The sequence below is a fragment of the Photorhabdus kleinii genome (genome assembly GCF_025384885.1).
In the GTDB taxonomy this organism is placed as follows: Bacteria; Pseudomonadota; Gammaproteobacteria; order Enterobacterales; family Enterobacteriaceae; genus Photorhabdus; species Photorhabdus kayaii.
Window position 1 is genome coordinate 310019 of the sequence record NZ_JAJAFY010000001.1, and the last position, 14264, is coordinate 324282.

8 protein-coding genes are annotated in these 14264 nt (G+C 37.3%); all 8 read left to right on the plus strand.

The window, feature by feature from the left end; translation table 11 throughout:
• Positions 1–65: 65 nt before the first annotated feature.
• The 8 genes from LG003_RS01460 (at position 66) to LG003_RS01495 (ending at position 14250) form a co-directional block, all read left to right on the plus strand.
• Positions 66–2828 carry a hypothetical protein gene (locus LG003_RS01460; RefSeq protein ID WP_262980013.1) on the plus strand — a complete coding sequence of 921 codons (2763 nt, stop codon included), beginning with the start codon at positions 66–68 and terminating at the stop codon, positions 2826–2828.
• Entirely contained in the window at positions 2794–5706 is a 2913-nt protein-coding gene (locus LG003_RS01465; protein WP_112875843.1) for a hypothetical protein, read from the plus strand. The genes LG003_RS01460 and LG003_RS01465 overlap by 35 nt, the downstream gene beginning before the upstream one ends.
• A gap of 221 nt (positions 5707–5927) precedes the next feature.
• Positions 5928–6923 (plus strand): tail fiber protein, encoded by a 996-nt coding sequence (locus tag LG003_RS01470; protein WP_262980014.1) that lies wholly within the window; start codon positions 5928–5930, stop codon positions 6921–6923.
• A 224-nt stretch (positions 6924–7147) separates the two neighbouring features.
• Positions 7148–9034 carry a contractile injection system tape measure protein gene (locus LG003_RS01475; protein ID WP_262980015.1) on the plus strand — a complete coding sequence of 629 codons (1887 nt, stop codon included), beginning with the start codon at positions 7148–7150 and terminating at the stop codon, positions 9032–9034.
• 9 nt (positions 9035–9043) lie between these two features.
• A complete protein-coding gene (locus LG003_RS01480) occupies positions 9044–11128 on the plus strand; it encodes an ATP-binding protein (protein ID WP_262980016.1) in 2085 nt (694 codons plus the stop codon).
• A gap of 24 nt (positions 11129–11152) precedes the next feature.
• Positions 11153–12070 (plus strand): DUF4255 domain-containing protein, encoded by a 918-nt coding sequence (locus LG003_RS01485; protein ID WP_262980017.1) that lies wholly within the window; start codon positions 11153–11155, stop codon positions 12068–12070.
• Positions 12071–12201: 131 nt separating this feature from the next.
• Positions 12202–13104, plus strand: a complete 903-nt coding sequence (locus LG003_RS01490) for a cycle-inhibiting factor (RefSeq protein ID WP_262980018.1) — start codon at positions 12202–12204, stop codon at positions 13102–13104.
• Between the two features lie 126 nt (positions 13105–13230).
• Positions 13231–14250: a cytotoxic necrotizing factor Rho-activating domain-containing protein gene (locus LG003_RS01495; protein WP_112875849.1), complete on the plus strand. Its 1020-nt coding sequence runs from the start codon at positions 13231–13233 to the stop codon at positions 14248–14250.
• Positions 14251–14264: the final 14 nt, after the last annotated feature.

Below are 14264 nucleotides of genomic sequence, written 5' to 3' on the forward strand. Positions count from 1 at the left end.
TTTTAAATAACAATGATCTCCTGAAAATATATTAAAGTTATATTCAAATAACAGGTGGTATAAATATGGGACTGACCGGATTAACGAGTAAACTTACCGCTATGGTATCGGATACTACTTTTAAACTTGATGAAAGAAGTACGCTGGATATATTAAATTGGATTCAGGAATATACGGAAAAAATCCCTTTTGATCAAGATAAAGAAAAATTCTGGCATAGCTTCTACTTTATTCAGGAAAATCATCCTCGGCAATTAGCGGATATTTACCAAAATGTGAATAAAGCCAATGGCCTTTTACCAGCGCATCAGGCTTTCTTACTGGCTTTTTTAAAACTATTAGAAACCACTAAAATATTATTCAATACCTTTCCGGCACGTCATCGTGATCTTTATTATCGGGAATTATTAGGTTTAACGCCGAGAAGTGCCCAAGCGGATCGGGTGGCGATAGGTATTACCTTGAATCCTGATCGTGTTGAATATTTTATTCCGAAAGGAACTCTCTTTGATGCCGGACATGATAGCGCTGGCAATCCATTACAGTATGTGTCCGAGTTGAATGTATTGGCAAACCAAGGAGAATTAACCGACCTGCGTTGGTATCGAAAAGAGGGGGATGGCTGGAAATCGGCAATACTACTAAATCTTGCAGATAACATTGAATTTCCTGAAAACGGTATTCGTCTTTTTAGCCCAACGCCTAATGATGTTTCGGTTCTGTCTGGCTACTTAATTACTTCGCCTTTATTTACGATGTCAGCGGGAGAGCGCACGATTAAAGTTACATTAGACAGCGAGTGGGCGGGGGATTCTAATCAAGTCACCGCTCAGATTAGCTCGGGAGATCACTGGCTTTCACTATTAGTAGAAAAAGAAAAGTCTAACCTCAAACTCAGCTTATCAGCTAACGATGACCCCATTAGCCCGCCTAATGCTTTAGATAATATGACGTTTGACGTACCGGTACTAAAACTGAGCACCAAACAGGGACCGATGTTGCCGAAGATTAAAGACATCGAGATCAACATCAACATTAACGGCAACCGTAGTATGTACTATGCGTCTGATAGCGGTATTGAACAAACGAATGCGACTAGCTTTCCTTTTGGTCAATCACCGTTATTAGGCTCTGGTTTTAATCTGGTTGCCCCTGAATGGTATAACTCCGAAAACGCGACCTTGACGATTACCCCTCAATGGGTAGGATTGCCTCAACAAAACTTTTCAAAATGGTATGAGGGATATGAGACAAAGCCCGATAATAGTGCATTTAAAGTACAGGGTTACTTAGTCACGCCTCAAAAGAGAGAAAAGCTTAATGAAGCGCAATCATTATTCAGTGGAAAGGAGAAACCACAAGGACAAAGCTTAAAATTTACCTTGCCAACGATGAATTTTCCCCTTACAGACAGCTCGAATCCCAATGATTGGCCTGCATCCGTGCGTATAGAATTGGCCGGACAGGATTTTATGCATACCCAATACTGGAAAGATCCCAAAGATAAAAATTTACCCTATACCCCACAAATCAGTGCGTTGCAGATTCAATTCAGTGCTAAAGCTAAACCTGAGCAATTTGCGGTTTATCCTCTGACGCCTTTTGGCTGGGGTGAAGCAGCAGCAGAAACGTCGGCATTCACCCATGAGGCATTCTATTTAGGTTTTACCGGAGTACTACTGGGGCAAACTTTATCTCTTTATTGGCAATTAGAAGGTATTAAGAAGCTCACTTTATCCTGGTTTTATCTCAACAAGTGCAATACTTGGAGTAAATTGGATAAATTCGTTGACGATCAAACCGGTAACCTGTTCGACCGGGGTATCTGGCGCACTTTATTGCCACAAGATGCCTCAAATCAGGCCGCCCTGATGCCGTCAGGGCGGTACTGGCTGAAAGCCGAGATAACGGATAAGACTGATCCCCAAGATTACCCACGTATTAAAGGTTTGCTGTATAACGCTACCACTGTCACCTTAGCTAACGCAGAAGCTGTTGAACAGGAACATTTTATTGATGGATTGGCCGTTGGCAGCATAAAACAGCCGGCAAACACTATTCCGGCAAACACTATTCCGGTAAACACTATTGCTGCAATCAGCGGTGTTACGCAACCTTGGGCTTCCTGGAACGGTCGCCCGCAAGAAACTGAGCAAGCCTTCTTAAAACGAATTCCTGTCCGGCTGTCCCATCGTAACCGAGTGTTGAGTTGGGGGAACATGGTCACCTTACTAAAAGATCATTTTGTTAGCCTACTTGATGTCAGACACCATTCAGGCAGTAAATTAACCACCATCCCGGCGCCGGAAAAGCAACAATTGATAGTCATCCCAGACAGCCGTTACAAGGATAACGATGATGCATTACGCCCAGCACTGAACCCGGCGCGATTGGCCGAGATGGTCGAATGGTTAAGTCGATTAAGTAGCCCTTGGGTAACCATTGAAATCAACAATCCTACTTATGTTGACGTTAATGTGGATTACCAAGTGACCTTTATCTCAGGCATTAATTCTGACTACGGCTATCACCAGCTACAACAGCAATTAAGCCGAACGTATATGCCGTGGGGAGAGAATCCGGCTATCGGTGTGACGATGGGTAACCACATTGACTACTACCAGTTATTAGCCACCATCCAACAATCCCCTTTGGTAGAACGCGTCACCAATTTAAGCATAACAATAGTTAACCGAGTTACGGGTGCCGTGGGTACAAATATCGAAGCTAATGATAATGAAGTGTTGATTTTAGTCTGGTCAGATAAACATTCCTCAAATAAGGAGTTAATCAATGAGTCATCAGGATGCTCTGTTTCCCGTTGTTAAAGACGATATTGCCTTTGATACCTTACTTGCTCAGGCTAAGGCTGTTATTGAGCAACAGTCTGGTCAATTTTGGAGTGATATGAGTGAAAGTGATCCCGGTATCACCTTATTAGAAGCCTGTTGTTATGGTGCATCGGATTTAGCTTACCGTCATTCGCTGCCGCTTTTAGATCTTCTGACGCCCAGAAAGGAGCAACAGACACCCGGCGACGGTATTTTCCCCCAGGAGTTTGGTCCGCAACAGATGCTGACTTGTGGTCCAATTACGTTGGCGGATTATCGCCGGGCGTTGCTGGACTTGCATAGTGACAACACGGTTGATGGTTACTTTTTATTTAATGATGTACTACTGGTATGTGAACCTAACGATCAACGCTATACATACTGGTATAGCAAAAAGGAACGTGAATACAGATTTACTCAAATCGCAAATTCAGATAGTAAACAGTTAACATTAAGAGGAAATTATTGGCTTTATTTGCTCCCAGGCCGGGAAACTCAGATCGATAATAAGTTGGCTCAGGAGAAACTTAACGTTTTCCTGAAAAATAATCGTAATTTAGGAGAATGGGTGAATCGGGTTATCTGGTTAGAACCTGTTGATTTACCATTGAAGATTGATATTCAGCTTGATAATGATGTTAAAGATATCGCTGACGTATTTGCTCAAATTTATATGACAGCGGAACAAACGGTGCTGGAAAAGCCGCTACGTTATACCACCCAGACAATGAAAGAGATGGGTTACAATAATGAAGAAATTTTTGACGGGCCTTATTTACATCACGGTTGGATACCTGAATTACCACCGATCAAAGATTACAGTGGTGCGACGATATTAAATTTAAGCCATTTGGTTAACCAATTATTGGCTATCAAGGGAGTTCAAAGTATTATTCGGCTGGAATTAGATGAAAATAAAGATAATAAGAAAATTATTTCTCCACTACTGCAAGATAATTGGTCTTGGCAAATTGCGAAAGGATATTATCCCAGACTATGGGGTGATGATCCCTTGGGATTGATTACCTCACCAGACAGCCCATTGACTCTTATTGCCAAAGGTGGTGTGAAAGTTGTAGTTTCTAGAGAAGAGATAAAGAAGAATATCATTACAGAACCACTGATTAATATACAACCAGAATTATTAAACTGGGGTAAGCACCGTAAAGTGTTGGATTATTATCCGGTAAGTAATAAATTACCGGCTTGTTATGGATTGCAAACTAATAAACATACCTTACAACAACTACAGTTACATCAATTTATTCTGCCTTTTGAACAAATATTAGCTAACGGTTGCGCAGAACTTGCCTTATTGCCAAAACTATTGGCTTTTAAACAACGAGGAAATAAGGTATATGGTGCACAATGGCCTTTTAAGGTTAATACTGTCAGTCAGAATGTTCATCAGGAGATAATGCCTGACTTAATTAAGAAACTGAATGATGATGTGCAAATTGATAATGATGATGGCATCCATGAACGAAATTACGCAAAAGAGCTGGCTATTCTTGAATATCTGTTAGGCTATTTTGGTACACAGCGAGCAGCCAGACCACTTATTCTCAATCGACAGGATTTTCTATCCACTCAGCGCGGTTACTTGGCTCAACAACCAGAGTTGGCCTACCATCGTAATAATATTCGCATTGATAAAGTATCCGCGCTACAAAAACGAATTGCAGCTCGGTTAGGCTTGGGAAGAAAATGTTTTAGTGAACCGCCTGATTTGGCTGATCTTCCTTTCTATTTAATTGAGCATCGCCGGTTGTTACCCGTGAAACCTGATGAGGCATTCAACAGTGAACAAACACCTGATAATCTGGAAATTAAAAATCATCCTGATTCTAAAAACCATCATTTAATTATTATTCAGCAAAGTACAGCAGGGCGGTTATTACACGGTCAGATGATTAACTTGATTATTAAAGGCGAAAACGGATTTACATTGCGGGGCCAAGTGATCACTGAGATTACAGAAAAATCATTTTATCTTGACACCCATAACAGTGTTGCTTTGGAACACAATTTAAACATAGTGCAACAGGCATTTACTGACAAAAAACTATGTTGGCAAAATAGCCCGGTGTGGTTGGAAGATATGGATTATCAACTGGTTTATGCCGATGAAATACATCAAAAAAATAAAGAAGACGATGAACTCTGGATCACATCTAGTCCCCAAAGCCCTTTTCCTGCTATGATCAAAGAAGGGGATGAAATCACACTAAAATATAAAATTACCCCTTATGAACCAGCCAAAAAAATATCTGCTGATATGAATTCTCCATCTGACTATATGCTTAAAGCGTTGGTAAAAAAATTCGATCGTATTAAGGGTAAGATATTAATTAAACGAGGTAAAAATACCAAACCTTTCCCAGAAAAGGAAAATGCATGGCGTTATCGTTGGTATTTCTCTAGTGCAGAATACGCGTATACTGATCGTTTTTCATTTGTCGTCAGCGTAGTCATTAATCGCCAGTTAATTGAGAATAACAACGTTGATCATCATGGACTGGAATCGTGGGTAAAAACTGAGATTTTAGCTGAATTTCCTGCTCATGTTTCCATGATTATTCATTGGTTATCACCGGATCATTTCAGGAATTTTGCCAGTACCTATAAGCGTTGGCAAAATAATGGTTCTGCTTTAGGGGATGAAGCATACCATATTTTAGAAGTGTTAACGTTAGGTCGTCTGCCTTCCGAATTAACAGGTATAGGGAATATGAGAATTGCCACTGAACAACAGAGAATTGAGGTCATTAGTGAATCTGAAACAGAATGGAATTCTAAATTTATTGAGAGTAATCAGTTGCTGTATGTACCAAAAGTTAAAGATAATATTTATCATGACAAAGACAAAGGTTGATTTATAAGTAAAGAGAGATGTTTGTTGTATTATTAAATTCATTATCTTTAATTATTACTATACCCAATGGATTTCAAGATGGATTGCGACGGCAAGGGAGCGAATCCCCGGGAGCATAGATAACTATGTGACCGGGGTGAGTGAGTGCAGCCAACAAAGAGACAACTTGAAAGATAACGGGTATATGTTATTAGAATAGACGAATATATAAGGTGATAAAAATGGAAAAGAAGCACGATTTGTCCAATTCAGAGAGTAATCAAGAAAATACTAATAATAAAGTAGAAAACCCCTCAGCAGATGATGTAAAAAAACGCTTTAAAGCAGGCAGTATTCCATTGCAAACTGATTATGAATATTTAATTGATATTGCTGATATTGGCCGTAAAGCAGTCGGGAAAGCGCCACAACAAAATGGACCAGGAACAGGATTGAAACTAGATAGTAATGGTACGCTTAATTTAAAAATAGGTCCTATCTCCAGTAAAGACTTTTCTCCATTAATGTTAAAAGATGATATTTTATCTGTAGATCTTGGTAGTGGTCTGATTAATAAAGACAATGGAATATCTATCGGTCAAGGTAATGGTATAGTTGTAAATATAGATGATATCGCTGTCAAGGCCGCTAATGGTATTACTGTTGATGGTAATGGTGTTTCAGTTAAAGCTGGTGATGGTATTTCGGTTAGTGGAAAGGGAGTCGAAGTTAAGGCCAAGAATAATGGCAGTATTTCCGTTGATTCAGATGGTATTGCTGTTAAATGTTGGGACGGGGGCGGTATTGTGGTAACTGATAATACTGGTCTTTATTTAAAATTAGAAGGAGGAAATACAAGTAATGCTTGGAGCGGTGTAAGTGGTTTGAGCTTGAGTAAAAATGGTGTAAAAGTTAAAGCAGGTAAAGGTATCACTGTTAATTCAGATGGTGTAGGTGTTAATGTCGAAGAAATTGCTTCAGCACTCGCTAATTTAATTATTCCCGCAGGAACAATTGTGCCATTTTATAGTAATAAACCTGTGCCTAATGGTTGGGTATTGTGTGATGGAAAAAATGGTACACCTAATTTAAATGGTGATAGTGAGAAAGGTCAAGCAAGCTGGGGTATTAGTTTGATTTCAGGTGGTAATAAAATAGAAACTAATTTTTGGCATTTAGAGTATGGAAAACATGTGAGGGCAAATGTATATTTTATGAGATATATTATGAAGTCATAAATATAAATGATGTCACTAATCAGTTAAACAATGATGATATTTTTACAACATATACCCAATGGATTTCAAGATGGATCGCGACGGCAAGGGAGCGAATCCCCGGGAGCATAGAGAACTATGTGACCGGGGTGAGTGAGTGCAGCCAAACAAAGAGGCAACTTGAAAGATAACGGGTATAGATTATTCGTATCTATTGTAGTAGTTAATTACAAGGGGAAATTAATATGGTTTTAGAGAAAAATAGGTTAAATCAGATCAATATTGCTATCGAAGCTAATAATCAACAGGTAGCTAGAAAAGTATTACATGGTTCTCTGCTTAATCAAGTCAATGTGCGTAAATTACTTAATTTATACTTTAATAAACATGTTGTTAATCAAGATATCTATTTAGAGAAATTAACGTTGAATCTTGGTGAAATTAATTCACATGACTTTAATTCATTATTTCCTACTCGGCTTAATATGGAGTTGAGTAAAGCATTGAATCGATATCATGGAGATAATAAGGAAAAAACACTCACAGAAGAACCAATAATATTCCAAAATACCCATAATCCCTCTTTATTAGATAGTAATTGTTTATCCGATATCGAGGAATTTATCCAGTACATATATCAAAAAGATATTAAATTAGATCCAGAAAAGGCAATCGAAGATAATGGGAATATTAATATCAAAACTTTAATTAACCAATTAATGGAAATGGAGATCAATTTAACATTATTATTGGCAAAAAGCTGCCTATCTGAGCATGGTTTGCAGCGACTTTTAGCTATCAGTCAACCTGCTTTATTAACTGCGATTAATCACAAATTGTTGGAGGATATAGATAAATCTCAGCATCAAGGAAAGATAATTTCTTCTTGGCAATTGGTATTGAATGCCTTGGGATATATACAGCGACATAATACGCAGAAAATACCTAAACCAGATATGAAAGTGATGTCATATATCATGGCTGAACTTGATAGCAGTATGCTTGATATTGTGCCTATTATTACATTATTTCGCCAAAATATAGTCGCTGAAAGTGCCTTATTAAATGCATGGTTGAAGCTGCTTTGGCAAATAGAATTGATTCCAAAACTGTGCAAAAAACACCTCTCCATTCAGGAATATCAAGATTTAGTTAATCGCTTTAGTTGTGAAGATCAGATTATTAGAGAACACACTTTACAACAAGCAGTCGCAGTTAATTTTTTGTTGACTGAATTATTACAGAGATTAGCGACGGAGACTCAGAAAATTTTACCGTCATTAAATCATCATCAGCTTTCATTAATAGCGGCAACAATTCAGAAGGGGGAAATCAAAACAGAAAATATTCTCCAGTTATTGCAACATCCAGCGTTATATAACCAAACAGGTACAGCTTGGTTAGCATCACTGTGGCAATTAAGTTCTGTTTCACAACTCTGTAAAAAACATCTCTCTGCTGAGGAATATCGCGATCTATCACAACGCTTTATTCCAAACAATGCAAATCAAAAATTAATTTTGCAAGATCAGCCAATATTATTAACACCAGATAACTTGTGCATTAAAGACAATAATTATAGCCAACGTCGAGCAATTAATAGACCATGTTCTGAGCCGGGTTTATTGCCGCCAGATCAAATCAGTAATGCTGGAATATTAATTCTATGGCCGATGTTACCCGTATTATTTAATCAACTAGGTCTAGTTGAAGAGAAAAATTTTATCCATCATCAAGCTCAATTTAGGGCGGTTGATTCTCTGGATTATCTTATTTGGAGAAGTGAAGAGACGCAGGTAGGAAGAAAAATATTGAATAACGTTCTGTGTGGGTTAATGATTGATGAAGAGACACAATCAATTTCTATTGAACCAGAAAAACAGTTGATAATAGAACAATGGTTAGATGCGATTATTGCTCAACTTCCGGGTTGGAAAAAACTGAGTCATAATGATGTCCGTCAACTGTTTTTACAGCGGCCGGGTGAATTACTGATAGATGAACAGGAAATAAAAATTACAATACAACATCAGCCATTTGATCTATTATTAACCGACTGGCCGTGGCCGTTAAATATCGCCAAACTTCCCTGGCTAAATCTTCCTTTGCAGATTGACTGGCAAAACATTTAAAAGGCTTATATGAACTCTTTACTTAAAAATAGCCATTATATGATGGCTGAATTACGTTGGATTTATCCCCATCTGGAACGTATCGATCTGCAATTACAACATTACTATTATCAGAATAGAGACAAATATGATTCTTTACCGGAGAGTTTTTTACTTGATGAAAATAAAATAGAGGAATATCTGATACAACCGCAAGGCTTTCCTCATTGGTTATTTGAGGAGAGTGATATTGTTGGTCATCCGAAAACCGAAGAATATTTTGTTTCTGATGCATTATCTCTATTAGTTGAGCGTTTTGAACTGACAGAGTTTGAGCGCGATGTCTTATTGCTTGGTTTATTACCCCATTTTGACAGCCGTTATCATGCATTATTTTCTGCTTTGCACGGTAATAGTAAAAAACAGTGGCCTAGTTTTTCTTTAGCAATTGAATTATTTAGTCAACGTCAAAATGATTGGCAATTACTGAAAAACAGTTTATTACCACAAACACCATTAATCAGTAACCAATTATTACGGCTTAATAACCACGAAGAACCTATTTGGTTACAAACGCAATTTTTAACTCATAGCACTGTCTGGCATTTTTTATCAGGACAACAGATAATTTTACCGCCCCTAATAATTTGTGCTTATTGGCATTCTCCTGTTTCTCACCTTTGGTATCCACCAACTCTTTATCATTCACTTGAAAAGATATTATTGAATGAAACTGATGAGGTTCGCCCTTTGGTGATACTTAGAGGAAAACAGGGCAGTGCCAGAGAATTAGCGGTCGGCAATATTATGGCGTTTCACAGAATCAGTACTTTAACCCTGGATGTAGCTCGATTACCAGCGGAAGAGAATTCAACTGTAATAGCTAATTTGCTGGCAGATGCCGTGAGAGAAGCACGGTTACATAATGCTTGTTTATTAATTCGTAATTTTTCTTTATTTATAGATGAAAAGAAAATATTGAATAACCTATTATTCGTTTTGCTGAATCAACCAAAGTTACGGGTAGTTTGTTTGGTAGAACCGGGAGATACATTAATATGGATTAAACATCTGCCAATGGTGCAAATTGAGATGCCGGTAGCTACACTGGTGGATAAAGAATCTATGTTGAGAGAATGCTTACCGGATAATATCGTTCAGAAAGTTAATATTGTTCAATTGTGCCAGCGTTTTTCATTTACCGCAGAGACCTTGCCGTTAATTCTTAAAGAAGCTTATCAATATCAAATATTACGACAACCGGAAGGTCAATTAGAAGAAATAGATTTACGTAAAGCATTAAGTTTCCGCGCTCAACAGAGTTTAGGTAAACTGGCTCGCCGGATAACACCAAAACGTAATTTTAATGATTTGGTGGTTTCAGGTGAATTAGCTCAACAATTGAAAGAGATTATTGCGGCGATTAATTACCGTGATCAGATTTTGGATACGGGTTTTCAGGAAAAAATAGGCTATGGTAGCGGTATTAGTGTACTGTTTTACGGTGAATCGGGGACGGGTAAAACGATGGCCGCAGAAGTGATTGCCGGGCATCTTGGTGTTGATTTGATTAAAGTCGATCTTTCTACGGTTGTGAATAAATATATTGGTGAAACGGAAAAAAATATTGCTCGTATTTTTGATTTGGCTGAGATGGATTCTGGGGTACTATTTTTTGATGAAGCTGATGCATTGTTTGGCAAGCGCAGTGAAACCAAAGATGCTCAGGACAGACATGCCAATATTGAAGTTTCTTATCTATTACAACGGCTGGAAGATTATCCGGGATTGGTGATTTTAGCCACTAATAATCGTAGCCATTTGGATAGCGCTTTTAATCGTCGTTTTACCTTTATTACTCATTTTACTTATCCTGATGAAGAGCTACGTAAAAAAATGTGGCAAACTATCTGGCCTGAACAACTGAAATTATCCGACGAAATTGATTTTGCACATTTGGCTAAACGAGCTGATTTGACTGGGGCTAATATCAGAAATATTGCCTTATTGGCATCAATATTAGCCGCAGACAATAATAGTGAAAAAATTGAGAATCAATATATAGAGCGGGCCATTATTCTAGAATTAAATAAGAGTGGCAGACTGGTCTTTTAAATACTTATCAAATTTGGAGTCGATATGAAAGATATCATTGAGCCTAATAATGCTATTATCGAAGTTAATAACGCATTAAAAGATATTCTATCTCGATATTTAAATAATGTTGATATTCGTTTTGATTTACCAGATATAGATTCAATTCCATCTAAACCGACAATAAGTGTATTTCTTTATGATGTACATGAAGATTTACAATTACGCTCTGCTGAACCAAAGCGTTATAATCCTGTGACTAATTTATTGTTACCGGGATGGGTAAATATTAATTATAATTATTTAATTACTTACTGGCATTCGAATAAACCATCAGTTGATGGCTGTAGCCCGGATAGCCAACCTGATAATCAGGCGGCAAAAATAATGACATCTGTTTTGAATGCATTGATTAATCATCGTCAATTACCTAAAATTCCTAGTGCTTATACTAGAGTTATCCCACCACAGGAAAATTTAAATAGCTTAGGTAATTTTTGGCAGGCGCTTGGTAATCGTCCACGTCTTTCTTTATTATATTCCATTACCGCACCGGTAAAACTTCAAGATATGACTAATACAATAGAGCCAGTTATGGAAATTTCTCATTCTGTGGACCAAAAATTGAATCCGGTTAGATCACAAATAAGTCAGGCGTTATTAGAAAAATTATGTACTGATTTGGGGGATACAGAACATGTGCGTTTTGCGCTGGCTAAAGTGAAGTTAACGATTAAACTGGACATATCTGTCACAGGCAATAATGATAATCAAGAAAATGAAAAAATTATTCTTGAGGTTTCGGGTGTTACTTGCTTAACTTATTTCCCTAAGATAAAAGAGATTCTTTCAACATGGGTAAAAAGTCATAAAGCGGTTGCTAAGGTAAATGGTATAGGTATTATTGTTGCTAAAGAAAATTCTGATGCATTAATTGGGGTGAAAAAACCATCATCTAATTAATTACTCATAATAAAATGACAAGTTAGAGAAAATAACGATATTTTTATTGATGGTTTTATATAAAAAAATCTTGTTGTTTGTGATATTTTAATCTATATATTACTTACTTATGAATCTTGGATAATAATATTATGCCAATCAGCAACTTTGCGAAAAAATTTGAAACTAGCACCAAAAAGGATAAAACACTTGAAAATATAACAACGGGTGATCATCTGGAAATAGCACCTTCAATCTGCTTGTCGGAGTCCAAGGATATATCAAAACTAAAAAAGCATAATCTGAGTTCTGTAGAATTGATAAATGGTATTATTGCATTACATAATGATCCAAAAGGAAATAAATTACTCTGGAATGATAATTGGCAAAATAAAATCGTTGATAGAGATTTGGCAGCTATATTTAAGGCGATTGATGAAACTGTTTCTGAATTAGGTGGTATTGAAATCTATCAAGAAATCGTTGGGATAAATCCTTATGATCCTACTGAGCCAGTTTGCGGTTTATCTGCCCAAAATATATTTAAATTAATGACTGAGGGGGAACATGCTGTTGATCCAGTAAAAACGGCCCAGGTAGGAAAAATAGATGGCAATGAATTTGCTGAAAGAGTTGATCAGCTCAGTGGTGCAAAAAATTATGTTGCATTGGTTAATGATCATCGACTTGGGCATATGTTTTTAATTGATATTCCATCCAATGATCAGGAAACAGTGGGATATATCTATCAGTCAGATTTGGGAGAGGGGGCATTACCGCCTCTTAAAATAGCAGATTGGTTAAGTGCTAGAGGAAAAGATCCCGTTACTCTTAATAAATTAAAGAAATTATTAAGTCATGAATTTAATCTATTATCTGAAAATGAACAACAGGAACTTATTGCCGAAATTTTTGATATACATAAAGAGATATCTGATGTTGGATTAGATAAAATTAAGAAAGATAAACGGATTGATATCTATTTAACAGAGTATAATATTAATGACTTTTATGAAAATATTGAAAAATTAAAAGCTAAATTTGATAGTTTATAATATAGCATTTGGTAAGCCAGAATGAGATCTATTATTTTAATAATTGTACTAAAAACGTTAGAATAATAATTCAGGAAAATATAAATTTTAAATATAATAAAATTAACCAGCATAGAGAGCCTATAAATGTTAAAACATGCTAATCCTCAAACAGTACCCACACAACGTACTAAAAATAGTGTTATGCAATCGCCATTATCAAGTTCTTCTGGTGGACATCTTGAACTTTCAAATAATGAGAGTGAGCCTAGGCCAGGTTATAAAAGCAGGAGAACTAAAAAGTTGAAGCAATTTCTTGCAGATAGAAGCCTTAATAAAGGGCATATTTCCCCGTTGAAGAATAAGGGGTTATTGGTAGGGAGTGAGGATGCACCAATTAACGTACCCGTTGTGGCTCATCGTCATGACAGCAACCGGGAGCTTGCACAGGCAATACCTTTGAGAAATAGTGTTTCCCGTCAGGAAAATCCTTTTCATGATGTTGTTATGGGATTTCGTGGTGATCAGGCTACATCTTTCGAATCGGGTACCGGCGTGATCGGAGTGCATTGGGGCAAAAACACGTTGGATTCCAATATTACTGGTATTAACGTGGTAAATGGCGCATCGGGAACTGTAGGAATAAGAATTGCTTTGAAGGATATTCAACATGGGCAGCCGGTTGTTGTTACGTCTGGAGGGTTGAGCGGTTGTACCATGATATATGCCGTGAAAGATGACTATTTTTTTGCTTATCATACAGGGCAGAAGCCTGGTGATAATGAATGGAAAACAGGCCGGCAGGGGGTTGTTACTACTTATGAGAGCCATAAAGCACTTTCGCCGGACAGCGAGCCGATGATGGTTGGTGAACAGAATAACGATCTGGTGAATATATTTGCAAAGTATGATCAGAGTGTCATTACCTATATGGGTAAACCGGGCGTTGTGATTGATAATACGGCAGAAAATGTTGGTGTTTTTAACTATGACGAAAAGAAGCTTGAAAAACCTGCTATTAGGGCTGGTTATAGTTATGCGCTGCTGGCCAGGGATGATAAAGGAAAGATGAATGTTAAAGTGTTGTCGGAAGATGCTATGGTTTCATCCGGCAAGAAAGGCAATACTATTGAGGTCATTAATTCACTCAAAAAACGGTTGTTATAGTTAATATATACCCT